Raw genomic sequence first — 26,002 nt, 5'->3', positions numbered from 1 at the left:
AGTAAGAACCCTGAAAGATGATCAGGTTGATAGGTCAGAGATGGAAGCGTGGTAACATGTGGAGTTGACTGATACTAATCGTTCGAGGACTTAACCATAGTCTTATGGCATTACTCGTTTTTACTAAAACTTCTTCTGCATTATCTAGTTTTGAGGGAATAAAACCTCAAAAGAAAATAGTCTGGTAGCAATAGCGAGAAGGTCACACCCGTTCCCATACCGAACACGGAAGTTAAGCTTCTCAGCGCCGATGGTAGTTGGGACTTTGTCCCTGTGAGAGTAGGACGTTGCCAGGCAAACGAAGAACAACCTTATATAGGTTGTTCTTTTTTTGTGTTGTGGCTCTGTTATAGCTGAATGTTGATTTTAATGTGTTTGAAAAATATACGTAAAAATTTCCTCTAAATGGGGAAATACTCATATTTCCTCCTTAATAAGGGAAGTTTTTCCGGCTAAATGCTCTAAATCCATGGATTTTACTTTATTTAGACCAAATAAGCGAAATATCTACGCTAATATTGGCTACTTGTGCTTCCTTTATATACATTAACGGAAAATTTTTCCCTTATGAATTCTCCTACCAAAACGAAAATCAACAATGAATAATAAAAAAGGTAAGAGTTAGGGGAAAAACTCAAAAATGGTATAATCTTCTAGAGGGGATTAGCAATTATTAAAAAAGGAGCAATTTTGATGTTTAAGATTTTTATTGTCGAAGATGACAAACAACTGGTTAGTTTGCTTGAAGAGCATTTATATAAATTTGGTTTTAATACACAATCCGTCACTGAGTTTGAACATGTTCTTTCTCAGTTTGAACAATACGCACCACATCTTGTTCTTCTGGATGTAAACCTGCCAAAGTTTGATGGTTATTACTGGTGCCGTCAAATCCGCAAACGATCAACCTGCCCGATTATTTTTATCTCAGCTCGCGATAGTAAGATGGACCAGGTGATGGCGCTCGAGAACGGGGCGGATGATTATATTACCAAACCATTTGATTATGATATTGCCGTCGCGAAAATAAATAGCCATCTTCGTCGTGCCTATGGAGAGTTTTCTCAATCACAAAGCGGCCGAACGATCACGATTGATGGATTGACATTAGATTTAGAACGGCTGACATTAGTGTTTAATGAACAAAAGGTGGAAATCAGTCATACGGAGGCAAAAATCTTTGAGGAGCTAATGAAAAAGGCAGAACGAGTAGTCAGCCGCGATCGCTTGCTTGAAAAAATCTGGGATGATCAAGCGTTTGTGGATGATAATACTTTGAATGTTTACATTACACGAGTCCGGAAAAAGCTCATGTCATTAAATATTGAGGATGCATTAAAGACCATCCGTGGTCAAGGATATCAACTTTATCCTAATTGGAGGAAAGGAATGTGAAACTATTCCTAAGAGAACAGCTGCCGCTATTTTTTATCTATTTTCTGCAGCTCCTTACCGTCCTTTTTGTTTTTTGGATTGATGGCTATCAAAATTTATCGATTATCTTGTATGCGGTTATTCTCAGCGTCTGCATCCTTACGGGCTACCTCATTTATCGCTATCTTACGCATCGAACTTTTTATAAAAGACTGGAAAAGCCGCGTGAAACGATCGAGGAGTTTTCACATGATGGTTCAGGCACCCCCTTAGCCAAAAGCTTACAAGAGCTTTTGGGAAACCAGCACCGCCAGTTTCGAAGCGATTTACATAATTATCAGCAAAAACTTAAAGACCATATTCAGTTCATTAATCAGTGGGTGCACCAGATGAAAACCCCTTTGTCTGTGATTCATTTAATGGTACAAGACGAAGATGAACCTCGCTTTGCTGCGATTGCTGATGAACTTGACCGTATGAAAAAGGGCTTGGAAATGGTGTTATACACGGCTCGTCTTGATGAATTTGAACATGACTTTTATGTAGAAACACTTTCATTGGAACAGGTAGTCCGCCTTGTTACCTCCAGTCAAAAAAGATTATTTATCCGGAAGCGTGTGTTTCCGATGGTAGAAATAAATAAGGAAATGACGATCACTAGTGATGAAAAATGGTTGGCCTTTGCGATTACTCAAATCATAACCAATGCCGTCCGTTATTCAAACGCTGAAAATAAAAAAATATACATTAGAGGTTATAAGCGAGGGATGAACGTGGTGTTAGAGATACAGGATGAGGGGGTAGGCATCGCGAAGAGTGACCTGTCTCGAGTATTCGATCCGTATTTCACCGGCGAAAATGGACGGAACTTTCAAGAGTCGACTGGAATGGGGCTCTATCTTGTAAAACAAATCTGTGACAAACTTGGCCATCGAGTAGAAATAGAGTCGATTGTAAACCAAGGGACGACTGTGCGCTTCCTTTTCTAATAAACCTTACAATCTTGTAAGGACAGAGTAAGTTTACCAAATGGTAGATAGTGGCCTTTGCAAGCTAAAATAGAGACATGAAATATGAACAAGGAGTGAAGGTCTTGTCTATCTTAATGGTAAAACAATTAGCGAAAATCTATGAAGGAAAGGTAGCGCATAAAGCGTTAGACAATATAAATTTTTCCATCGAAAAAGGTGAATTTGTTGGGATCATGGGTCCGTCCGGAAGCGGGAAAACGACCCTGTTAAATTTAATTGCAACGATTGACCAGCCAACTTCTGGAGAGGTGTTAATCAACAGCAAAAATCCGCATCGATTAAATCGAAAGGAAACGGCCCTGTTCCGCAGGCATGAACTTGGTTTTGTTTTTCAACATTTTAATTTACTTGATACGTTAACGGTCGAAGAGAATATTGTCCTTCCCCTTACCCTTGATGGTGTGAAGGTCAGCGAAATGGATCAAAAGCTTCAGCTAGTAGCGCGAAAGCTAGGAATTGACTCGATCTTAAAAAAGCGCACGTACGAAATTTCTGGCGGGCAGATGCAACGAACAGCCATCGCACGGGCGATCATTCATCAGCCATCGCTTCTGTTAGCGGATGAACCAACGGGAAACTTAGATTCAAAATCGGCGAAGGATGTCATGGAGACTATTTCCGCCATTAACAAAGAAGATAAGGCAACGGCACTAATGGTAACGCATGATGCCGTTGCCGCGAGCTATTGCCACCGCGTCATTTTTATTAAAGATGGACAGCTGTATAACGAGATCTATCAGGGGGATAATCGCCAGGCGTTCTTCCAGAAAATCATTGATATGCTTGCCTTACTTGGGGGGAATAGTCATGACCTTTCGACAATTCGCCTTTAGGAATGTTGTCCGCAACAAAAGGACCTATGCTGCTTATTTTCTAAGCAGCGCGTTCTCCGTTTTAATTTTCTTTGTCTATGCGTTATTTATTTTTCATCCCGATATTAAAGAAGGGGTAACGGCATCGACTGCGATTCAATTAATGGCATCGGCAGAAGTCATTATGTATGTGTTCTCGTTTTTGTTTGTTCTCTACTCTGTCAGCACATTTTTGAAGACGCGTAAACGGGAATTTGGGATCTTAATGATGCACGGAATGACAAGAGGCCAATTAAACCGAATGGTTTTTTTAGAAAATATGTTAATTGGGCTAGCGGCCATTACTACGGGGATTGGCGCTGGGATCATCACCGGTAAATTGTTTTTGATGATTGGCTCGAAATTAATTGGGATTGAGTCCTTAACCTTTTACTTATCTGGGAAAGCACTTGGATGGACAGTCGGAGCCTTTTTGGTCTTATTCTTATGTATATCTGTTTTCACGACGACGCTTGTCAGAGTCAATAAGTTAATCGATTTATTCCAAGCCGGTACCAAACCGAAAAAAGAGCCAAAGGTTTCTAAGATTCTTTCTATCTTGTCAGCAATCCTACTAATCACCGGTTATTATCTAGCAGCAACAACAACAATGGAAACGATGTTGATTCGAATTCTTCCAGTTATTGCGATGACAATCATCGGAACGTATTTCTTTTATACCCAGTTATCGGTGTTTATGACGAAATTACTTCAGAAGAACCGATTACTATTTTGGAAAAAAACGAATATCATCACGTTCTCCAGTTTAGCTTATCGTCTAAAAGATAATGCCAGAATGTTTTTTATGGTGACAATTGTTTCCACCGTTGCTTTTTGTGCGGTAGGGACACTGGCATCGATGAATGTGATGAATAAGATATTTCAGAAGAATTATCCGGCAGCCATCAGTTACTTGGCGAAAGGAGAATATCCTATTAATGAGAAAAACTTAAACCAAATTGAGCAGGAATTAAAACAAAGAAATATCGATTTTTCTACGTTGCAGATTCCAATCAAATTGGTTGAAATAGCTGCCTCCTCTGACGAATATGCTTATGATGAGATGGCGTTCATATCCTTTTCCGATTATAAAAGGATAGCAGAATTGGCTGGATATTCCTTTAAAGAAGAGGAGCCTAAAGGGATGGAGGCATTAGCCATCTCAACATCGCAACTCGAAACATTTGATTCCAATACCTATACGTTAAATCAGGAAAACATAAAACTTATTCAAAATAAAGCGACTAGAAATGTAGTCTTTCCCTATCAAATTTTATTTAGTGAGGGGCTAGTGGTTAGTGATGAATTGTTTCAAAAGCTAACAGCTGCAAATACAGATCATTTTATCGGCTTCTTTACAGACGAGCTTGAAAAAACTGCGGGAATCTCTGATCATCTAGTTGAAGCTGGGGTGAAGTATGCCCCAAGGGAAGCATCAAGTGAGGAATCTTATGCAATGACGGTTAGTGGAACCTTATATGATCAGCAAATGGGCATGTATCGAATGATGTTGTTTGTCGCCCTTTTGATTGGCGCAGTGTTCTTTATTGCTGCCGGCAGCTTCTTGTATTTCCGATTGTATGCCGATTTAGAATATGACCGACGTTTGTATTTAACGATTAAGAAGGTCGGCTTGACGGACGGAGAGTTGAACAGAATCGTCACCCGGCAGCTTGTTCTCCTTTTCTTTGTTCCGATCATCGTCGCGATGATTCATAGCGTTTTTGCCTTTATGGCTTTACAGAGTTTCTTTACGCTATCCATTGCGGCAGAGATGGGCATGGTTCTTGCGTGCTTCTTTATCGCACAATTGGTGTATTTCTTCTTTATCCGACACCATTATTTGAGGAATTTAAAAAAATCATTAATATAAATGAAAATGGCTAGGTTGGATCATTCCCAATCTAGTCTTTTTCAATTAGGATTAGAAAGGAAGCCAAATTCGGATACTAATATAGAAAGGGGCAATCATCATGTTAGAAAATAGCTTTATGATGGTGGCAATTATTCTTATTATTAACATTGTTTATGTATCTTTTTTTACGATTAGGATGATTTTAACTTTAAAAGGGCAGCGCTATTTAGCTGCATTCCTTAGTATGATTGAGGTCGTTATTTACGTACTTGGCCTTGGTCTTGTCTTGAATAATCTGAATGAGATTCAAAATCTGATTGCCTATGCCGTCGGTTATGGAATCGGGGTAATTGTTGGGATGAAGATTGAAGAAAAGCTTGCGTTGGGCTATATTACGGTCAATGTGATTACGAAGGAATATGATAAAAATTTGCCTAAACAGTTAAGAGACAAAGGCTATGGTGTGACGAACTGGGAGGCAAATGGTTTGGAAGGGGACCGGATGGCGATGCAAATTTTAACGCCAAGAAAATTTGAGTTAAAATTATATGCATTGATTAAGGAACTCGATCCAAAGGCTTTTATTATCGCTTATGAACCGAAAACTATTCATGGCGGGTTCTGGGTGAAGTCCGTGAAAAGAGGGAAATTATTTTCATGAGTAAAAAGAAAATGCAATTTGAGGTTCAGGAAAATGAAACCATTGACAGCTGTATCGAGCGAATGAGAAATCAAGGCTATACTCCGATTCGAAGGACGGAAAAGCCGATTTTTCAAGAGGTTGTCGAAGGTAAGGAAACGAACTATATCCCTGCAGGGAGAAAAATTATTTTTGAAGCTGTGCTAAATGACGAACATTAATTTTATATTAAAATAAAATTGTTCGCTTTTTGTTGACCATTTCCCTCGGACTTGGTAATATAAAGGTGGCAAAAAAATAAAATAGTAAAACTCTCGTATATAATGGGAATATGGCCCATAAGTTTCTACCCGATCACCGTAAATGATTGGACTATGAGGGGAAGTGGATGATGCCGGAAATGACTCTTCATTTCATGGTATCTTTCTGTTCCGAATTGTCAGCCCGGTCAGACTGCTTTCCCCTCCTTATGGATTGGGAAAGCAACTGTTTCCGGGCTTTTTATATTGGATAAAGTGGAGGAATAAAATGAATCCGTTAGTGGCTGTCATCATGGGAAGTAAATCAGATTGGGAAACAATGAAGCATAGTTGTGAGATCCTCGATCGGTTAGAGGTTCCGTATGAGAAAAAGGTAGTATCTGCCCACCGGACACCTGATTTAATGTTTGATTTTGCTGAGAATGCTAGAATGAGAGGTTTGAAAGTGATCATCGCTGGAGCGGGCGGTGCGGCCCATTTACCTGGCATGGTGGCGGCGAAAACGACACTTCCGGTCATTGGTGTTCCGGTTCAGTCAAAGGCGCTTAATGGCCTTGACTCTTTATTATCAATCGTCCAGATGCCAGCAGGAGTACCGGTTGCAACCGTTGCGATCGGTAAGGCTGGTGCCGCGAATGCGGGTTTACTGGCAGCGCAAATAGTAGCGGTAACGGATTCGAAATTGGCTAGCAGGCTTGAAGAGGTTCGATTAGAGGCAAAAACAGCAGCGATAGAAAGTAGTGATGAGCTTGTTTAATAAAACCATTTCACCTGGACAGACGATTGGAATTATTGGCGGCGGCCAGCTAGGCAGAATGATGGCTCTTTCTGCTCGAGCGATGGGCTATCGAATTGCGGTTTTAGACCCTGCACCCGACTCTCCATGTGGTCAGGTAGCGGATATCGAGATAACAGGAGCTTTTGATGATATAGAGGCGATTCGAAAACTAGCTGAAGTCAGCGATGTGATTACTTACGAATTTGAGAATATCGATGCGGCAGCTTTGGAATGGCTTTGCGAGAATGCTTTTGTCCCCCAGGGAAAAAGATTGCTCGAGATTAGCCAGGACCGGGTGAACGAAAAACGAGCAATCGAAGCTGCCGGTGTAAAGGTTGCGCCATTTGCAGTAATCGATACTCCTGAAGATCTAGTGCTTGGTTTAGAAAGGCTCGGATTCCCTGCGGTGTTAAAAACAGCACGCGGAGGTTATGATGGTAAAGGGCAAGCGGTTATCAAGGATGAGAAAGATCTTGAAAATGCAAAACAGCTTCTGGAGCACGGACAATGTGTATTGGAAAAATGGGTTGCTTTTAAGAAAGAGATTTCGGTCATTGTTGTGAGAGATGCTGGCGGAAATACAGCTGTTTTTCCAGTGGGCGAAAATATCCATCATGAGAATATTCTTCATCAGACCATTGTTCCGGCAAGAATTAGCGAGCATGCAGAGGAGTTAGCGGTCGAAGCAGCCGTTCAGCTGGCGGATCATTTTGAACTAGTTGGAACCTTGGCGGTGGAAATGTTTTTAACGGAGGAAGATCGGATTTACATAAATGAGCTTGCCCCAAGGCCCCATAATTCTGGGCATTATTCGATTGAGGCATGCGAAACCTCCCAGTTTGAACAGCATATCCGTGCGGTGTGCGGTCTGCCGCTAGCGAGTACCGAATTGGTAAAATCGGCAGTTATGGTCAATATATTAGGGGAGCATGTTGAAAATGTGTTAGACAATCTGACAAAGGTGAAAGATTGGAAGATTCATTTTTACGGTAAAAAAGAGGCAAAATTTAAAAGAAAAATGGGGCATGTTACCGTGCTTTGCGATAATGTAGAGATGGCCCTATCAGAAGTGAACAACAGCATGATTTGGGAAGAAAAAAGTTTGGAGGCAAAAACATGATTGATCGTTATACAAGACCTGAAATGGGTGCGATTTGGACTGAGGAAAACCGCTTTAATGCTTGGCTTGAGGTGGAAATTCTTGCGTGTGAGGCGTGGTCCGAGTTAGGAGATATTCCGAAAGAGGATGTTCAGAAGCTGCGTGAAAATGCTTCGTTTAATATTGACCGGATTAAGGAAATTGAAGAGGAAACAAGACATGATGTTGTGGCGTTTACTCGTGCCGTATCAGAAACTTTGGGCGAAGAACGTAAATGGGTCCATTACGGGTTAACTTCCACAGATGTGGTTGATACAGCACTTTCATATGTATTAAAACAGGCGAATGCCATTATCCAAAAGGATTTAGAAAACTTCATCGAGATTTTGCGAAACAAAGCTCGTGACCACAAGTACACGGTAATGATGGGGCGGACGCATGGTGTTCATGCGGAGCCAACCACCTTTGGTTTAAAGCTTGCGCTTTGGTATGAGGAAATGAAACGGAATTTGGAGCGGTTCAAACAGGCTTCGGCTGGAGTGGAGTTTGGAAAGATTTCTGGTGCTGTCGGAACCTATGCCAATATCAATCCATTCGTGGAACAATTTGTATGTGAAAAATTAGGTTTAGAGCGCGCACCGATTTCGACGCAAACCTTACAGCGTGACCGTCATGCGCATTATATGTCTACTTTGGCCTTAATCGCGACATCGATTGAAAAATTTGCTGTAGAGGTTCGTGGGTTGCAGAAGAGTGAAACTCGTGAGGTGGAGGAGTTTTTTGCGAAGGGGCAAAAGGGTTCATCGGCAATGCCGCATAAACGCAATCCGATTGGCTCCGAAAATATGACGGGAATTGCTCGCGTAATTCGCGGTTACATGCTGACAGCTTATGAAAATGTACCACTATGGCATGAACGTGATATTTCCCATTCTTCAGCAGAACGGATTATTTTACCCGATGCGACCATCGGCTTGAACTACATGCTGAACCGCTTCGGTAACATTATTAAGAACTTAACGGTTTATCCGGAAAATATGAAACGCAATATGGATCGGACACTAGGCTTAATTTACTCTCAGCGTGTGCTGTTAGCGTTGATTGATAAGGGATTATCGCGCGAGGAAGCGTACGATACTGTTCAGCCTAAAACAATGGAAGCTTGGGATAAGCAAGTACCATTCCGTGGCTTGATTGAAGCGGAAGACAAAATTACCAGCCTGCTATCAGCGAAAGAAATTGCCGATTGCTTCGATTACAACTACCATTTGCAGCATGTAGATACGATTTTTGAGAGATTAGGGTTGAATGAATAGGGTCTACGTTCCCGGGGTGGCTGTGGGAAGGATTATAAAGCCCAAACCCCATCCGGAAGAGGGGAAACGGTCATTATGAAAGATTCATAAAGCCCAAACCCCATCCGGAAGAGGGGAAACGGTCATTATGAAAGGTTCATAAAGCCCAAACCCCATCCGGAAGAGGGGAAACGGTCATTATGAAAGGTTCATAAAGCCCAAACCCCATCCGGAAGAGGGGAAACGGTCATTATGAAAGGTTCATAAAGCCCAAACCCCATCCGGAAGAGGGGAAACGGTCATTATGAAAGGTTCATAAAGCCCAAACCCCATCCGGAAGAGGGGAAACGGTCATTATGAAAGGTTCATAAAGCCCAAACCCCATCCGGAAGAGGGGAAACGGTCATTATGAAAGCTTCATAAAGCCCAAACCCCATCCAGAAGAGTGACAAAGGTCATTATGAAAGGTTCATAAGGACCCAGATTTTATTCGGAAATTACCGAAGCAGTCACGTATACGTAACATACGTGAACAAAAACTAAGAAAATTTCAATAGAGGGGCACCATCAAGGCACCCCTCTACACATTTTGAAGATTCCCAATATTGCGAATTAGGAGTGATCCACGATGAGAGAACTGCTATATGAAGGAAAAGCGAAGCGTATTTTTAGAACAGAAGATGAACAGACGGTGTTAGTGGAATATAAGGATTCCGCGACCGCTTATAACGGGGAAAAGAAAGCCGAAATAACCGGAAAAGGCCGCCTTAATAATGAAATTACTAGTTTGCTATTTTTAAAGCTACAAGAAAAAGGAATCGAGTCACATTTCATTAAGCGCCTATCTGAAACAGAGCAGCTGGTGAAAAGGGTAACGATTATTCCGCTAGAGGTGGTTGTTCGCAATATTGCTGCCGGGAGTTTTTCCAAGCGATTAGGAATTGAGGAAGGCAATCCATTATCAAAGCCAATCGTAGAATTTTATTTAAAAAATGATGACCTAGGAGATCCGCTCCTCACTATTGATCACATCCTGGAACTGAATGCAGCGAGCCCAGAGGAAATCGAAATTTTAAAACAAAAAGCGCTCGAAATTAATACAGTTTTATCAAGCTTTTTTACCGAATTAGGTATTAACCTTATCGATTTCAAATTAGAGTTTGGTAAGGATCATGAAGGCAAGATTCTCCTTGCCGATGAAATTTCCCCTGATACGTGCAGATTATGGGATCAAAAAACGAATGAAAAGCTCGATAAGGATGTATTTAGGCGCGACTTAGGAAGCTTAACCGAAGCCTACGAACAGATTTTAACCAGATTAGGAGGAAAACAGCATGTATAAAGTAAAGGTGTATGTGACGTTAAGAGAAAGTGTATTAGATCCACAAGGGAAAGCCGTTACTCACTCCCTGCAGTCATTAAACTATCCAGAAGTGGCGGATGTCCGCATCGGTAAATATATGGAGTTAACGATCGAAAAATCAGATCGTGATCTTGACCAAGTCATCAACGAAATTTGTACAAAGCTGTTAGCGAATCCAGTCATCGAAGATTATCGCTACGAAGTAGAGGAGTGTGTTCCTCAGTGAAGTTTGCGGTCATCGTCTTTCCGGGATCGAATTGCGACATTGATATGTTCCATGCCATCCAAGATGAACTTGGGGAGCAGGTTGAATACGTATGGCATGATACAGAAAGCTTAGATGAATTTGACGGAATCTTACTTCCTGGTGGTTTTTCCTACGGTGATTACCTGCGTTCAGGCGCGATTGCTCGATTTAGTAAGGTCATGAAGGCGGTTGTCGAAGCGGCTGAAGCAGGAAAACCAATCCTTGGTGTTTGTAATGGATTTCAAATTTTACTAGAAGTAGGCTTACTTCCAGGGGCAATGAGACGAAACGAAAGTCTATCATTCATTTGTAAGCCTGTGAATTTAAAGATAGAAAACAACGAAACCATGTTTACTTCAGCCTATGAAAAAAATCAAACAATTAGCATTCCTGTCGCGCACGGCGAGGGTAACTACTATTGTGATGAAGAAACATTAGCCAAATTAAAAGCGAATAACCAAATCGTGTTCACATACGAACAAAATCCAAATGGAAGCCTGGCTGACATTGCTGGGATTACGAATGAGAAAGGCAATGTCCTCGGGATGATGCCGCATCCGGAGCGAGCTGTTGATGAACTATTGGGCGGAGCAGACGGACTGAAATTATTTCAATCAATCGTAAAAAGCTGGAGGGAAGCAAATGTTGTTAAAGCATGAACCAAGACCAGATCAAGTAAAGGCAGAAAAACTTTATCAGCAAATGGGCTTGTCCGATGATGAGTTTGCGATGATTGAAAACATCCTCGGCCGGACACCGAACTATACCGAAACTGGGTTGTTCTCGGTTATGTGGTCGGAGCACTGCAGTTATAAAAACTCAAAACCTGTCTTAAAAAAATTCCCGATAACTGGTGAACGCGTTCTTCAAGGACCGGGGGAAGGTGCTGGGATTGTTGATATCGGCGATAACCAAGCGGTTGTTTTTAAAATCGAAAGCCATAACCATCCATCCGCGATCGAGCCTTATCAAGGGGCGGCCACCGGAGTCGGCGGGATTATCCGTGATATTTTTTCGATGGGGGCTCGTCCTATTGCGCTATTAAACTCTCTGCGTTTCGGTGAACTAGATGAGTCAGCACGTGTACGTTACTTATTCAAGGAAGTTGTGGCTGGAATCGCTGGCTACGGAAACTGTATCGGGATTCCAACTGTTGGCGGCGAGATTCAATTCGAAGCTTGCTATGAAGGCAACCCACTCGTTAATGCAATGTGTGTTGGTTTGATTGATCACAAGGATATTAAAAAAGGTCTGGCACAGGGTGTCGGCAATACCGTGATGTATGTCGGTGCGAAAACAGGTCGTGATGGCATTCATGGAGCAACCTTTGCTTCTGAGGAATTAACGGAGCAGTCGGATGAAAATCGTCCAGCTGTGCAAGTGGGCGATCCATTCATGGAAAAACTTCTATTAGAAGCTTGCCTTGAATTAATTCAATCCGATGCCCTTGTTGGAATTCAAGATATGGGTGCTGCAGGATTAACAAGTTCTTCCGCTGAAATGGCGAGCAAGGCTGGAATGGGTATCGAAATGAACCTCGACCTCGTTCCACAGCGTGAAACTGGCATGACTGCTTATGAAATGATGCTTTCCGAATCACAGGAGCGGATGTTGATTGTCGTTAAAAAGGGAAGAGAGCAGGAAATCAAAGATCTTTTCACCAAATACGACCTTGAAGCAGTGGCAATCGGTGTCGTAACCGATGATAAAAAACTTCGCTTGCTGCAACATGGTGAAGTTGTTGCCGATGTACCGGTAGACGCGTTAGCAGAGGATGCACCGGTTTACCATAAACCTTCAAAGGAACCTGCTTATTATGGCGAATTCCAAGCACTTGAAGTGGAAGTTCCACAGGTTGAAGATCTGAAAGAAACATTGAAGCAAATTCTAAGTCAGCCTACAGTGGCAAGCAAGGAATGGGTTTATAATCAATACGATTATATGGTACGGACAAATACAGTGGTTTCTCCAGGATCAGACGCTTCTGTTGTCAGAATTCGCGGCACCCGCAAGGCGTTAGCGATGACGACAGATTGTAATTCACGTTATGTGTATTTAGATCCTGAAGTAGGCGGAAAGATTGCCGTAGCAGAGGCAGCCCGTAATATCGTTTGCTCGGGTGCAGAACCTTTAGCGATTACCGATAACCTAAACTTTGGTAATCCAGAAAAGCCAGAAGTGTTCTGGCAAATTGAAAAATCAGCGGATGGAATCAGTGAGGCATGCCGTGTTCTGGAAGCACCAGTCATTGGCGGTAACGTCTCTTTATATAACGAAACAAGCGGAACTGCGATTTACCCGACACCGGTTATCGGAATGGTCGGCTTAGTAACAGATCTAGATCATATTACCACCCAGCACTTTAAAAATAATGGTGATCTTATTTACTTAATCGGAGAAACCAAACCAGAGTTTGGCGGCAGTGAATTACAAAAGCTGCAAAACGGAAAGATTTTTGGGAAAGCACCTGAATTAAATCTTTCCATCGAAAAAGAAAGACAAAGTCAATTACTGGCTGCGATTCGTGCCGGGCTGGTTCAGTCTGCCCATGACCTTTCAGAAGGTGGATTAGCGGTAGCCGTAACCGAATCTCTTTTTACCAAAGAAGAACTTGGTGCTGACATCAAGATTGCCGGCAACCCAGTTACTGCTTTATTCAGTGAAACACAATCTCGTTTTCTCGTATCCGTTAAAAAGGAGCACCAAACTGAGTTTGAAAGTTTCGTAGCAAATTCTGCGTTAATCGGTGAAGTAAATGGATCAGCAACATTACGAGTTCTATCTGAAGAAGGAACCGTGCTAGAGTCATCTGTACAAGAATTGAAGGATGCCTGGAAAGGAGCTATCCCATGCTTGCTGAAATCAAGGGATTAAATGAAGAGTGTGGCGTTTTTGGTGTCTGGGGACACCCGGATGCCGCCCAATTAACCTATTACGGTCTTCATAGTTTACAGCACCGCGGCCAGGAAGGTACGGGAATCGTTGTATCTGATGGAAATAAGTTAACCGGCATGAAGGGTGAAGGTTTAGTTTCAGAAATTTTCACCGCAGATAAAATGGCAAAATTAACAGGTTCGGCTGCGGTCGGCCATGTCCGTTATGCGACTGCGGGGGGCGGAGGCTACGAGAACGTCCAGCCGTTATTATTCCATTCGTCTACTGGCAGTCTTGCTCTTGCCCATAATGGAAATCTAGTAAATGCCAATTATTTAAAGCATCAGCTTGAAGCACAGGGAAGTATTTTTCAAACAAGCTCTGATACCGAAGTATTAGCTCATTTAATTCGCAGAAGCGGCTTCCAGAAGTTAAATGATGCGGTAAAAAATGCGCTTTCGATGTTAAAAGGCGCTTATGCCTATCTGATTATGACGGAAACGGAATTGATGGTGGCGCTTGATCCGCATGGTTTAAGACCGTTATCACTTGGTTGCCTTGGGGACGCTTATGTGGTCGCCTCTGAAACCTGTGCCTTTGATGTCATCGGTGCCGAGTATATCCGTGATATTATGCCGGGAGAATTACTGATCATCAATGAAAAGGGTCTGACTTCCGAACGCTTTTCACTAAGCACTACCAAAGCGATTTGCACGATGGAATACGTTTATTTTTCAAGACCGGATAGCAATATTCAAGGAATCAATGTTCATACAGCTCGTAAAAGCATGGGCAAAAGATTGGCGGTAGAGGCGCCGATTGATGCGGATGTGGTAACGGGTGTCCCTGATTCTAGTATTTCGGCGGCGATCGGTTACGCTGAAGCGTCTGGTATTCCGTATGAAATGGGATTAATCAAGAATAAGTATGTCGGAAGAACCTTCATTCAGCCCTCACAAACATTACGGGAGCAAGGGGTAAAGATGAAGCTGTCAGCCGTTCGCGGTGTTGTCGAGGGGAAACGAGTGGTGATGGTCGATGATTCGATCGTTCGTGGAACGACAAGCCGTCGAATTGTTACGCTTTTAAAAGAAGCGGGAGCGACTGAAGTACATGTTGTTATTAGTTCTCCGCCGATCAAAAATCCATGTTTTTATGGAATTGATACATCGTCTAAGGAAGAATTGATTGCTTCTGATAAGTCAGTGGAAGAAATTCGCCAAGCGATCGGGGCAGATTCGTTAACGTTTTTAAGTACCGATGGAATGCTGAGAGCCATTGCGAATACAGAGGGATCGGAAGGTTTTTGCCTTGGCTGCTTTACAGGGAATTACCCGACTGAAATTTATCCAGATACATTACAGTACTATTATCAAAGGGGGTAAGGAAGTTGGCAAATGCCTATAAGCAAGCGGGTGTTGATATCGAGGCAGGCTATGAAGCCGTCACAAGAATGAAGAAACATGTTCAAAAAACAGCAAGAGCCGGCGTTCTTAGCAGCTTGGGCGGATTTGGCGGAATGTTTGACCTGTCTGTCCTGAATTTAAAAGAGCCAGTGCTTGTCTCCGGAACTGATGGGGTCGGGACAAAGCTGATGATTGCCTTCATGATGGATAAGCACGATACAATTGGGATTGATGCGGTGGCAATGTGTGTCAATGATATCGTTGTCCAAGGTGCTGAGCCATTATATTTTCTCGATTATATTGCATGCGGAAAAGCAGATCCTGAAAAAATTGAAGCGATTGTCAAAGGAGTTGCCGACGGCTGTGAGCAGGCTGCCTGTGCGTTAATTGGCGGGGAAACGGCAGAAATGCCGGGTTTATATAGTGATAATGAATATGACCTTGCCGGGTTTACGGTTGGTGCTTGTGAAAAATCCCAGATCATCACAGGGGAATCGATTAAGACTGGAGATGTACTGATTGGTTTAGCCTCTAGCGGGATTCACAGCAACGGTTATTCCCTTGTAAGGAAGGTATTTAACAATTGGTCATTAGTCGAGTTTGTCGATGCCCTTGAGTGCACATTAGGGGAAGAATTGCTGAAACCGACGAAAATTTATGTGAAACCAATTTTATCAGCTTTGAAAAAATTCGACTTAAGGGGAATGGCTCATATTACTGGCGGCGGTTTTATCGAAAATATCCCGAGAATGCTGCCTGAGGGGCTAGGTGCCGAAATCGTTGAGCGAAGCTGGGAGATTCCTGCGATCTTTAAACTGATATCTGAGGTTGGACAAATCGAGTATAAAGAGATGTATAATATCTTTAATATGGGAATTGGAATGGTTATCGCTGTCGATAAGAAGGATGCGGAAGCGGTGCTGCAACATTTTAATGAAAGCGGCGAAACAGCTTATGAAATTGGTGTCGTCACCGATAAGGAAGGCGTTTCTTTTGGTGGCCGCCGATGAAGAATGTAGCTGTCTTTGCTTCGGGAAGCGGTAGTAATTTTCAAGCGATCATCGATGTTGTGAAGTCTGGGGAGCTTGAGGCAAACTTAGCGCTCCTCGTTTGTGATAAACCTGGTGCTTATGCCATTGAGCGGGCTAACTCGGCAAGAATACCATCGTTTGTTTTTAACCCTAAGGATTTTTTCAATAAAGAGGCATTTGAAAAAGAAATTTTGGTGAGATTAAAAGAGGCTGGCGTTGAATTAATTGTCCTCGCCGGCTATATGCGTTTAATCGGACCAACATTGCTTAGTGAATATAAAGGGCGGATTATCAACATTCATCCATCATTGCTACCGGCTTTTCCAGGTAAGGACGCAATTGGCCAGGCCTTGGCGGCAAAAGCGAAGTGGAGCGGCGTGACGATTCATTATGTCGATGAAGGAATGGACACCGGACCGATCATTGTCCAGGAACGGATTCGCCTTAGCAATAAAGAAACAAGAGAAAGCCTCCAGCAAAAAATCCAGCGAATTGAACATAAGCTGTATCCATCCATCCTGCAAATGCTGTTAATGAGAGGGGAAGTAACAAGTGACAACTAAACGCGCGCTTATAAGTGTTTCTGATAAAAATGGAATTACCGAGTTTGCAAAACAACTCGTCGATCTTGGTTTTGAGATTATTTCTACAGGTGGTACGAAAAAAACGCTTCAAGAGCAAGGAATTCCTGTGCTTGGCGTCAGTGATGTAACTGGGTTTCCCGAAATTTTAGAGGGGCGTGTGAAAACACTCAACCCATTGATTCATGGTGGCTTACTGGCAAAGCATGACGACGTGCAGCATCAAGCGCAGCTTGCAGAACACGGGATTGAGCCGATTCAGCTGGTTTGTGTAAACCTCTACCCATTCCAACAAACGATTGAGAAGCCAGAAGTTACCGTAGCTGATGCGATTGAAAATATTGATATCGGCGGACCGACGATGCTACGTGCTTCTGCTAAAAACCATCAATATTTAACGGTTGTTGTGGACCCAGCGGATTATGAAACAGTGATCGAGGAGTTAAAGTCTGAGGGTGTGACAAAGCTTGAAACGCGCCGAAAGCTGGCGGCGAAAGTTTTCCGTCACACAGCGGCATACGATGCTTTGATTGCGGAATATATGACCGTCCTTGCTCAGGAAGAAACTCCTGAGAAACTAACGGTTACATATGAATTAAAGCAAACGCTCCGTTACGGTGAGAACCCTCATCAGCAGGCGGCTTTTTATCAAAAACCACTTGGTTCTACTTTCTCGATTGCTAAAGCCGAACAGCTTCATGGCAAAGAGCTTTCTTATAATAATATCAATGATGCGGATGCTGCGTTGCAGATTGTAAAGGAATTTAGCGAACCGGCAGCCGTTGCAGTAAAACATATGAATCCTTGCGGAGTGGGTACTGGCAGTTCAGTTTTTGAAGCATTTGAAAAGGCATTTGCGGCAGACCCGGTTTCGATTTTTGGCGGAATCATTGCTTTCAACCGTGAAGTAGATGCGGAGACAGCTGGTAAATTACATGAAATTTTCTTAGAAATTATCATTGCTCCTTCTTTCTCAGCGGAAGCTTTATCGATTTTAACAAAGAAAAAGAATCTACGATTATTAACGATTCCATTTGCGGATGAGAATAAAGCAGAATTGAAAATGGTAACGATCGAAGGCGGATTGCTGGTTCAAGAACAGGACCGTTTCACATTGGAAGATGCAACAGTAACAGTTCCAACAAAAAGACAGCCAACAGAGCAAGAGTGGGCAGCATTAAAGCTCGGCTGGAAAGTGGTTAAGCATGTGAAATCAAACGCAATTGTTCTTACGAATGAAGATATGACGATTGGCATTGGTGCCGGACAAATGAACAGAGTAGGTGCAGCAGAGATCGCCCTAAAACAAGCTGGTGCTAAAGCTGAAGGTGCAGCGCTCGCTTCTGATGCGTTTTTCCCAATGGATGATACCGTAGAAGCGGCAGCAAAAGCAGGAATTACCGCGATTATTCAACCAGGCGGCTCCATCCGCGATGAGGATTCAATCAAAAAAGCCGATGAATACGGCATTGCTATGGTATTTACCGGAGTTAGACATTTTAAACACTAAACTTGAATTCTAAGAGGGCTATTGGCGACCGAGTACGTTAAAAATGACGAATCGCGGTCGCCAATAGGTTTGATTGGAACCCTAAACACGGTTGGATAAGGAAATGCGGTCGCCAATGGGTGCGATTGGAACCCGAAATACGGTTTGGAAAGAGAATGCGGTCGCCAATGGGTGCGATTTGATTCCAAAATACGATTGGGAGAGAAACCTGGGTCGCTTATATAAATATGGATTCCAACAAACCTGGTTGGAATTTTGTAATATTCCTGATGTTAAATTTCTATAAGAGGTGAAAAGGATGAATGTTCTAATCATTGGGCGCGGCGGAAGAGAACATGCTCTTTGCCGTAAAGTGAGTGAAAGTCCGCTTGTGGAAAAGGTTTTTGTTGCTCCTGGAAACGCGGGAATGACGGATTTCGCCGAACTGGTTCCGAATGTGGAAAGTGATCATGCGGGGTTAATCCAGTTCGCAAAAGAAAATAATGTAGGTTTGACCATCATTGGCCCGGAAGTTCCGCTGCTAGCTGGTTTAGCCGATCAATTTGAAAAGGCGGGATTAGCTGTTTTTGGTCCACGTCAACGCGCAGCAGAAATTGAAGGCAGCAAATCATTTGCAAAGGACCTTATGGAAAAATATCAGATTCCTACGGCTGAGTATGCCGTATTTACAACGATTGAGGAAGCACGCCAATATATTGAAGAAAAGGGTGCACCAATTGTCATTAAAGCGGATGGCTTAGCAGCAGGAAAAGGTGTTACCGTTGCTCTTACAAAAGAAGAGGCACTTCAAAGTTTAGAAGAAATGCTGGTTGGTCAGAAATTTGGTGTGGCTTCTGCTCGCGTAGTGATCGAAGAGTTTTTAAGTGGTGAAGAGTTTTCACTGATGGCTTTTGTCAATGGGGAAACAGTTATCCCGCTTGAAATCGCCCAGGATCATAAACGTGCTTTTGATGGTGACAAAGGGCCAAATACTGGCGGAATGGGAGCTTACTCTCCTGTCCCTCATATTCGTAAGAAAACTATTGAAACAGCGATTGAAACAGTGCTTAAGCCGGCTGCAAAAGCTATGGTCCAGGAAGATAGGAGCTTTTGCGGAATTCTTTATGCTGGGTTAATCGAAACGGCTGAAGGTCCGAAAGTCATTGAATTCAATGCTCGCTTTGGTGATCCGGAAACACAAGTGATTTTACCGAGATTGAAATCTGATTTAGTTGCTGTTGTTTTAGAACTTTTAGCGGGCCGCGTGCCCGAACTAGAATGGGATGATCAACCGATGGTAGGGGTTGTTGTCGCGGCAAAAGGCTATCCAGAAAGTTATGAACAAGGTGCGGTCCTCAAAGGATTATCCGACTTCTCAGAAGCGGTGTATACCTTCCATGCAGGAACAAAGAAAAACGAATCTGGTGATTTTATTACCGCTGGAGGCAGAGTTCTCCTAGTTGGGGCAAAGGCAGATAACTTAAAAGAAGCGCAAGACAAAGTGTATACTGAACTGCAAAAACTTCAGTGTGACGGCGTTTTTTATCGTAAGGATATTGGCTTCAAGGCTATCGGGCGCGTTTTTTCATAAAACTATTCTACTATTTCAATCATTTTTCAAGGCTGGCCACTGGTCAGCCTGTTTTTTTTCAATCTCAAGTATTGTAAATTTCCTAAAACTGTTAATCAGAGATTAACAGAATGGAAAACATGAGATATACTTGTCAGGGTGACTTCCAAAAGTTAGTAAAAGAGCTAGCTTAATAGAGTAAGAGGTGCATTTCGATTGAACCAAGTTAAGAAAGATAAAAAGAAAGTTGTTTCTTTTAGAGTAAATATCTTATTTATCATTGTCTTTGTATTATTTTCCATACTCATTCTTAGATTAGGAGTTTTACAGATTGTCTACGGAGAAAGCTATCAACGTGAATTAGAGCAAAATGAAATTGTTCCCATTAACCTATCCGTGCCACGTGGGAGAATCTATGATACGAACAGTAAGTTAGTCGTAGGCAATACCCCGTTAAAGGCGATTACATATACGCGGGAAAATAAGGTCAAGCAAGATGAGATGCTAGAAATTGCCGCAAAATTAGCGGCGTTGATTAGTAAAGATACGGAAGAAGATTTTAAGTCGATTACTAAGCGGGACCGTCAGGACTTCTGGATATTAAAACATCCGAATGAGGCTAAGAAAAAAGTGACCAAAGCGGATAAAAAACAGCTGGAGAAAAAAGAGCTGGAACAGAAAGAATATGATCAGGAAATTTATAAATTAACGAGGGAAAGAATTACCGAGGCGGAGCTGAATTCTTTTTCAACAAAAGAGTTAGAAGTTCTCGCTATTTTCCGCGAAATGGCTAGCGGCACCGATTTAACGCCACAAATCATTAAGAATAAAAATGTTACCGAAGAGGAATTTGCGATTGTTAGTGAAAACCTTGAATCATTGCCAGGTGTTGATACCACTACAGATTGGGACCGATCGCACGAATATATTAATGGTGAAGGGGTAGCCACGTTAGGTTCCGTCCTAGGAAAAGTGACTAGTTCGAAAGAAGGATTGCCAGGAGATACGCTTGATTACTTTTTAGCGAGAGGATACAGCCGAAACGATCGTGTTGGCAAGAGTTATCTTGAGTGGCAGTATGAAGATGTGCTGCAGGGACAGAAAGAGATCGTCAAGAAAGTGACGGATAAAGCTGGCAACGTATTAGAAACGAATGTCATCAATGAAGGCAAGAGCGGAAAGGACTTAGTATTATCAATCGATATTGAGTTTCAGCAAATGGTGGAAGCCATCATTCAAGATAAACTCAAGGTTGCGAAAGTAGGCCAGCCTTATATGGATCGAGCGCTTGTTTCGGTGATGAATCCGAAAACTGGCGAAATGTTGGCAATGGCTGGGAAGCAGTATATCAATAATGGATCCGAGGTTGTTGACTTTGCGCTAGGAAATATGACGACATCGTATTCAATGGGTTCTGTTGTCAAGGGTGCGACCGTCTTAACTGGATATCAAACAGGGGTCATTTCGCCTTATTCAAAATTATATGACCAGCCGCTGAAGTTTAAAGGAACACAGGTGAAAAAGTCTTGGAACCAGTCTGGCTTTGGTAGTATTAATGATTTATATGCCTTAAAGAGATCCTCGAACGTCTATATGTTCTTAGTGGCCATGAAAATTGGCGGACAGGACAGATATGTGCCTAATGGTCCATTGAGTATTGATAAAGTGAAGGCGATTAATACTTTCAGAAATCATTTTGCTCAGTTCGGTTTAGGGGTAAAGACCGGAATCGACTTGCCTGGAGAGCAAACAGGATATGGCGGGGGCCAAATTCCAACGGACGCAGGTAAAGTATTGGACTATGCAATCGGTCAGTATGACACTTATACACCTTTGCAGCTTCTGCAATATGTCTCGACGATTGCAAATGGTGGTTATCGCATTCAACCGCATTTAGTAAAAGAAATCCGCGATCCGAGTATTGAGCCAGAGGAGCTCGGACCTGTGATGAAAGAAATCACTCCGACAATATTAAACAAAGTGAATATGAAGGATGAATGGATTAAGCATGTTCAAGAGGGCTTTAAACAAGTAGTAAATGATCCGCAAGGAACCGGATATACGTATATCACTAATAAGCAATACAAGATTGCCGGAAAAACAGGAACCGCACAAGCATTATATGACGGCCCATTACCTGTCCACCCGATGACCTGGAATGTTACGTTTGTCGGCTACGCGCCCTATGACAATCCTGAAGTCGCTGTTTCCGTTGTTGTCCCGTGGTCAACTACCGATCAAACCCATGTTAATTTGGAAATAGCCAATGAGGTGTTTAAAGCTTATTTCGACCTAAAAGCAGGAAATGGACAGGTGCTACCGGTAGAAGAGTAAGGAAACAAGAACCATCCTAGGTTATCGGGCACGTCTTTTGTTATAGCGGCGGATATAAACATACAGAAGTGCCACAATCCCGCCAATAAGAGCAATTAGCACAAATGACATATCTAATAGATATTCCCAAAACATAATGTTATCACCTTTCTTTAAAGGGCTGACCATCGGCGGTCAGCCCATTTTCTTTTTAAGATGGGTTATAGGGCAGGACCTGATCAACATCAATGTTTGGAACAGTCTCTGCGACATCGGAAGAAGTGCTTGTCTGCTGGATTTGCATCCCATTCTGGTAATTTTCAAATAGAGCCGTTACCGGGCAGAAGCGGACAATCCCCTCGGCGACCTTCATCGCACCACATAATGCAACAAATAAATAGGAGTCTCTCCATGGGAACTTAACCATTTTTGCTGTGCTCCAGGCAAGAATTGTAAGACCAAAAGTAATCCTAATTAGCGCATTGATAATCCCGATATTTTTCGTAATTTGCATTTTGTTACCTCCTTCACAATATTTTTACACTATTCACCATTTCTTTAGTGCCTTAAAGAGTAAAATATGTTAGTATAGAGTAAATTGATTTTGTAAGGGCTTTCTTTATTGATAAAACAGTATTTTAATAGATAAATAACATCTCAGAGAGGGAGGGGTATTCGGATGCTCGAACAACGTTATCGTTGGAAAAATAAACATTTACGCACGCATGTATCCGTTTTAGATGGAAAAACTTCACCAACCATTTTATTGAAAAATGCTTTGTATTTAAATCAGACATTTCGCCAGTGGCTAAGAGCAAATATTTGGGTTTACGAAGACCGGATTGTCTATGTCGGAAATCAAATGCCGCCGAAATTGGATGGAAACTGTGAAATCATTGATTGTACCAATGAAATTCTTGTACCGGGCTATATTGAACCGCATGCCCATCCGTTTCAGTTATATAATCCCCATACATTAGCTGCCTATGCATCCCAGTTCGGAACCACGACATTAATCAATGACAACATGTCATTGATTATGAATTTGAGCAAAAAGGAAGCGTTTTCCTTACTGAAGGATTTGCGATCGATTCCTTCAACGATGTATTGGTGGTGCCGTTTTGACCCGCAAACAGAAATTTTAAATGAAGTTGATGTTTTTTCACATAGTAATATTAAAGCGTGGTTGGAGCATGATGCTGTCCTTCAAGGTGGGGAACTAACAGGCTGGCCGAAGTTATTAGACGGCGATGATATGATGCTTCATTGGATTCAAGAAGCAAAGCGGATGCGGAAAAAGATTGAAGGTCATTTTCCAGGTGCTTCGGAGAAAACATTAGCAAAAATGACGCTGCTTGGCGCCGACAGCGATCATGAAGCGATCAATGGTGAGGAGATTTATAACCGCTTAATGCAGGGATATATGGTTTCCTTACGACATTCGTCGATACGTCCGGACTTACCTAATTTACTGGATGAGATGAAACGTCTCGGTATTGAGGCATATGACCGCTTAATGATGAATACAGATGGGTCATCCTCTTCTTTTTATGAACAGGGAATCAATGACCTAACGATTCGGATTGCCATTGAAAAAGGCGTTCCCGTGATTGATGCTTATAATATGGCAACCGTCAATATTGCCCGTTATTATAATATCGACCATCTCCATGGTAATATTGCAACTGGAAGGGTCGCGAATATTAACTTTTTATCGAATATCGAAAATCCGACACCGCATTCCGTTTTGGCAAAAGGAAAATGGGTGAAGCGTAATGGCGAAGTGGTGGAAGAGGCGTATAGTTCGATTGAGTGGACGGAGTACGGTCTTAAACCGATGGAACTCAATTGGGAATTAACAATGGATGATTTGCAATTCTCTATGCCATTTGGGATTAAAATGGAAAATTCAGTCATCACCAAACCATATTCGATCGCCATCGATGCCTCCGGAGATGAACTGCCTTTCGACCATGATGAAAGCTTCTTCATGTTAATTGACCGCGACGGAAAATGGCGGATTAATACCTTGTTAAAGGGCTTTGCATCAAGAGTGTCAGCCCTTGCGAGTTCTTTTTCGAATACGGGGGATATTATCTTAATTGGGAAAAATAAACAGGATATGCTGGCTGCTTTTGAACGAGTGAAGGAGCTCGGCGGTGGAATTGTCCTGGTCGAGGAAGAGAAAGTAGTTTGTGAGGTTCCGCTTAAATTAAACGGAATTATGTCTGAACTGCCGGTTGAGGAATTGATCAAGGAAGAGAAAGTGTTACTAAAGGAATTGCGTGAGCGCGGCTATTCCTTCTCAGACCCAGTCTACAGCTTATTGTTCTTTTCATCTACACATCTGCCGTATATTCGGATTACGCAGCAGGGGATGTACGATGTTATGAATAAAACTGTGTTCTTTCCGTCGATAATGCGTTAAAATGTAAAAGTAAAAATGTGGGCACCTAGACCCATGGTCGTAAGTGCCCGCAGCAGAACACCGAGAACTCACCTTAGAGCAGATTGGAGTGTTTATCATAATGAAAAAATGGGCTGTTATCGCAACAGCGGCTTTATTACTACTTTCCGGCTGCAGCGAAAAAGAAAAGGCAAGCGGGACTAAGAAGCCAGAAAAAGAAGTAGAAGAGGTAGTACAACCAGAAGAACAGAATGAAACACCATATAATTTTCCTTTAACCGGCGTTGCTTCAGAAATTGAAACAGATGGCAGAGCGGTTGCAGTCATGATTAATAATCATCCGAAAGCTAGACCTCAATCTGGGTTGCATAAAGCGGATATTGTTTATGAGCTTCTTGCAGAAGGGGATATTACTCGTTTTCTTGCCGTTTTTCAAAGCGAAAAGCCAGATAATATTGGTCCGGTAAGGAGTGCAAGGGACTATTATGTGGAACTAGCCAAAGGTTTAGACGCACTCTATATTGCACACGGGTATAGTGCTGAGGCTCAGAAAATGCTAGAGCGTGGGGAAATTGATAACCTAAATGGCATGGTTTATGATGGTACTCTTTTTAAGCGGGCTACTTTCAGAAGCGCGCCACACAATTCCTATATTACGTATGAAAATATCGTAAAAGGAGCAGTGGAAAACAGTTACATGATGGATCAAACCCCTCCTGCTTTTACTTTTTTAACAGAGGAAGAAAGTAAAAACATTACAGGAGAGGATGCAACGACCGTCAATATTACTTATTCAAATGGTGGAATTTCTAATTCTACTTATGAGTACGATGCTTCTGTTGGTAAGTATAAGCGCTTTTCTAGCGGCGGCGAGCAGACCGTCGATTATGACACAAAAGAACCAGTTTTACTTGATAACCTATTTATTGTAGAAACAAACCACGCCATTGAGGATGAAGTAGGTCATAAGAATATCGATCTTGAATCTGGTGGCAGAGCGTATCTAGTCCAAAAGGGCAAAGTCATGGAAGTACAATGGAAAAATGACAACGGCCGGATCGTTCCTGTGAAAGATGGGGTTGTGGTTCCTTTTGTTCCAGGTAAGACATGGGTAAATGTTGTTCCAACTAAACCGGGAATGCAATCAAGTGTTACATTTAATGGGTAATAGAACTTTAATCGATTAAAGGGGTAAAGTGGAGATGCAAATTAATAAACTGCGCGGGAAGGAACTCGATCAATTATTTCAATCGGTCCTCTCCTTAAAAGATCTTGAAGAATGCTACCGCTTTTTTGATGATTTGTGCACAATTAACGAAATTCAATCATTGGCTCAACGCCTTGAGGTTGCAAGAATGCTCCGTGAAGGAAATACTTATCACAAAATCGAGACGGAAACAGGAGCAAGTACAGCAACAATTTCTCGAGTAAAACGCTGCTTGAATTTCGGAAACGACACCTATGAAATGGTACTTGAGCGGGTAAAAGAAGAGAATACGAAATCGGCCGAAGAATAACTTCTTCGGTTTTTTGTTTGT

General features: G+C 42.3%; 24 protein-coding genes, 2 rRNA genes and 1 riboswitch. Of the genes, 24 read left to right on the top strand and 2 right to left on the bottom strand.

The genetic code is table 11. The features are described 5' to 3' along the window. The 21 genes from ACWM35_RS15780 to ACWM35_RS15680 form a co-directional block, all read left to right on the top strand. A 23S ribosomal RNA gene (locus ACWM35_RS15780) occupies positions 1-98 on the top strand; the annotation flags it as partial. 82 nt (positions 99-180) lie between these two features. After that, a 5S ribosomal RNA gene (rrf, locus tag ACWM35_RS15775) occupies positions 181-296 on the top strand. A 397-nt stretch (positions 297-693) separates the two neighbouring features. Further along, positions 694-1,395 (top strand): response regulator transcription factor, encoded by a 702-nt coding sequence (locus tag ACWM35_RS15770; protein ID WP_454819751.1) that lies wholly within the window; start codon positions 694-696, stop codon positions 1,393-1,395. After that, positions 1,392-2,363, top strand: coding sequence for a sensor histidine kinase (locus tag ACWM35_RS15765; RefSeq protein WP_454819750.1), 972 nt, complete (start codon positions 1,392-1,394; stop codon positions 2,361-2,363). Before ACWM35_RS15770 ends, ACWM35_RS15765 begins: the two co-directional genes overlap by 4 nt. A 104-nt stretch (positions 2,364-2,467) precedes the next feature. Next, the gene (locus ACWM35_RS15760; RefSeq protein WP_454819749.1) at positions 2,468-3,238 is read left to right on the top strand and encodes an ABC transporter ATP-binding protein; all 771 of its coding nucleotides are present in this window, start codon (positions 2,468-2,470) and stop codon (positions 3,236-3,238) included. After that, positions 3,213-5,129, top strand: a complete 1,917-nt coding sequence (locus tag ACWM35_RS15755) for an FtsX-like permease family protein (RefSeq protein WP_454819748.1) — start codon at positions 3,213-3,215, stop codon at positions 5,127-5,129. The genes ACWM35_RS15760 and ACWM35_RS15755 overlap by 26 nt, the downstream gene beginning before the upstream one ends. Positions 5,130-5,229: 100 nt before the next feature. Further along, positions 5,230-5,772 (top strand): DUF2179 domain-containing protein, encoded by a 543-nt coding sequence (locus ACWM35_RS15750; RefSeq protein ID WP_454819747.1) that lies wholly within the window; start codon positions 5,230-5,232, stop codon positions 5,770-5,772. Further along, positions 5,769-5,972, top strand: a complete 204-nt coding sequence (locus tag ACWM35_RS15745) for an NETI motif-containing protein (protein ID WP_454819746.1) — start codon at positions 5,769-5,771, stop codon at positions 5,970-5,972. The genes ACWM35_RS15750 and ACWM35_RS15745 overlap by 4 nt, the downstream gene beginning before the upstream one ends. Before the next feature lie 73 nt (positions 5,973-6,045). Next, positions 6,046-6,146, top strand: a riboswitch (purine riboswitch). 133 nt (positions 6,147-6,279) lie between these two features. Beyond that, the gene (purE, locus tag ACWM35_RS15740; protein WP_454819745.1) at positions 6,280-6,768 is read left to right on the top strand and encodes a 5-(carboxyamino)imidazole ribonucleotide mutase; all 489 of its coding nucleotides are present in this window, start codon (positions 6,280-6,282) and stop codon (positions 6,766-6,768) included. Further along, complete coding sequence (gene purK / locus ACWM35_RS15735) at positions 6,755-7,909, top strand: 5-(carboxyamino)imidazole ribonucleotide synthase (RefSeq protein ID WP_454819744.1); 1,155 nt, start codon at positions 6,755-6,757, stop codon at positions 7,907-7,909. The genes purE and purK overlap by 14 nt, the downstream gene beginning before the upstream one ends. Then, positions 7,906-9,204, top strand: a complete 1,299-nt coding sequence (purB, locus tag ACWM35_RS15730; protein ID WP_454819743.1) for an adenylosuccinate lyase — start codon at positions 7,906-7,908, stop codon at positions 9,202-9,204. The genes purK and purB overlap by 4 nt, the downstream gene beginning before the upstream one ends. A gap of 607 nt (positions 9,205-9,811) precedes the next feature. After that, positions 9,812-10,525 (top strand): phosphoribosylaminoimidazolesuccinocarboxamide synthase, encoded by a 714-nt coding sequence (gene purC, locus ACWM35_RS15725; protein WP_454819742.1) that lies wholly within the window; start codon positions 9,812-9,814, stop codon positions 10,523-10,525. Further along, entirely contained in the window at positions 10,518-10,772 is a 255-nt protein-coding gene (gene purS / locus ACWM35_RS15720; protein ID WP_454819741.1) for a phosphoribosylformylglycinamidine synthase subunit PurS, read from the top strand. Before purC ends, purS begins: the two co-directional genes overlap by 8 nt. Beyond that, positions 10,769-11,452 carry a phosphoribosylformylglycinamidine synthase subunit PurQ gene (purQ, locus tag ACWM35_RS15715; RefSeq protein WP_454819740.1) on the top strand — a complete coding sequence of 228 codons (684 nt, stop codon included), beginning with the start codon at positions 10,769-10,771 and terminating at the stop codon, positions 11,450-11,452. The genes purS and purQ overlap by 4 nt, the downstream gene beginning before the upstream one ends. Beyond that, entirely contained in the window at positions 11,436-13,667 is a 2,232-nt protein-coding gene (gene purL, locus ACWM35_RS15710; RefSeq protein WP_454819739.1) for a phosphoribosylformylglycinamidine synthase subunit PurL, read from the top strand. Before purQ ends, purL begins: the two co-directional genes overlap by 17 nt. After that, a complete protein-coding gene (gene purF, locus ACWM35_RS15705) occupies positions 13,643-15,052 on the top strand; it encodes an amidophosphoribosyltransferase (RefSeq protein WP_454819738.1) in 1,410 nt (469 codons plus the stop codon). The genes purL and purF overlap by 25 nt, the downstream gene beginning before the upstream one ends. Positions 15,053-15,057: 5 nt before the next feature. Continuing rightward, positions 15,058-16,083 carry a phosphoribosylformylglycinamidine cyclo-ligase gene (purM, locus tag ACWM35_RS15700; RefSeq protein WP_454819737.1) on the top strand — a complete coding sequence of 342 codons (1,026 nt, stop codon included), beginning with the start codon at positions 15,058-15,060 and terminating at the stop codon, positions 16,081-16,083. Continuing rightward, complete coding sequence (purN, locus tag ACWM35_RS15695; RefSeq protein WP_454819736.1) at positions 16,080-16,667, top strand: phosphoribosylglycinamide formyltransferase; 588 nt, start codon at positions 16,080-16,082, stop codon at positions 16,665-16,667. Before purM ends, purN begins: the two co-directional genes overlap by 4 nt. Continuing rightward, positions 16,657-18,195 (top strand): bifunctional phosphoribosylaminoimidazolecarboxamide formyltransferase/IMP cyclohydrolase, encoded by a 1,539-nt coding sequence (purH, locus tag ACWM35_RS15690; protein ID WP_454819735.1) that lies wholly within the window; start codon positions 16,657-16,659, stop codon positions 18,193-18,195. Before purN ends, purH begins: the two co-directional genes overlap by 11 nt. 298 nt (positions 18,196-18,493) lie before the next feature. After that, positions 18,494-19,765: a phosphoribosylamine--glycine ligase gene (gene purD, locus ACWM35_RS15685; RefSeq protein WP_454819734.1), complete on the top strand. Its 1,272-nt coding sequence runs from the start codon at positions 18,494-18,496 to the stop codon at positions 19,763-19,765. Between the two features lie 195 nt (positions 19,766-19,960). Further along, complete coding sequence (locus ACWM35_RS15680) at positions 19,961-22,078, top strand: peptidoglycan D,D-transpeptidase FtsI family protein (protein ID WP_454819733.1); 2,118 nt, start codon at positions 19,961-19,963, stop codon at positions 22,076-22,078. Between the two features lie 21 nt (positions 22,079-22,099). Here ACWM35_RS15680 and ACWM35_RS15675 read toward each other — a convergent pair whose 3' ends face one another. Both ACWM35_RS15675 and ACWM35_RS15670 read right to left on the bottom strand, forming a co-directional pair. Next, positions 22,100-22,213, bottom strand: coding sequence for an EYxxD motif small membrane protein (locus ACWM35_RS15675; RefSeq protein ID WP_454819732.1), 114 nt, complete (start codon positions 22,211-22,213; stop codon positions 22,100-22,102). 55 nt (positions 22,214-22,268) lie between these two features. Next, positions 22,269-22,571 (bottom strand): YgaP family membrane protein, encoded by a 303-nt coding sequence (locus ACWM35_RS15670; protein WP_454819731.1) that lies wholly within the window; start codon positions 22,569-22,571, stop codon positions 22,269-22,271. A gap of 165 nt (positions 22,572-22,736) precedes the next feature. Between ACWM35_RS15670 and ACWM35_RS15665 the strand changes: the two genes are divergently transcribed. From ACWM35_RS15665 to ACWM35_RS15655, 3 genes are all read left to right on the top strand, one after another. Then, on the top strand, positions 22,737-24,485 hold the full coding sequence (locus tag ACWM35_RS15665; RefSeq protein ID WP_454819730.1) for an adenine deaminase C-terminal domain-containing protein: 1,749 nt from the start codon (positions 22,737-22,739) through the stop codon (positions 24,483-24,485). Between the two features lie 100 nt (positions 24,486-24,585). After that, positions 24,586-25,632 (top strand): DUF3048 domain-containing protein, encoded by a 1,047-nt coding sequence (locus ACWM35_RS15660; RefSeq protein WP_454819729.1) that lies wholly within the window; start codon positions 24,586-24,588, stop codon positions 25,630-25,632. A gap of 34 nt (positions 25,633-25,666) precedes the next feature. Next, complete coding sequence (locus ACWM35_RS15655; RefSeq protein WP_454819728.1) at positions 25,667-25,981, top strand: YerC/YecD family TrpR-related protein; 315 nt, start codon at positions 25,667-25,669, stop codon at positions 25,979-25,981. Positions 25,982-26,002: the final 21 nt, after the last annotated feature.

The sequence above is a fragment of the Neobacillus sp. K501 genome (genome assembly GCF_053749995.1).
Note: the sequence above shows the minus strand (reverse complement) of the source record. Positions and strands in the feature narration are given on the sequence as shown.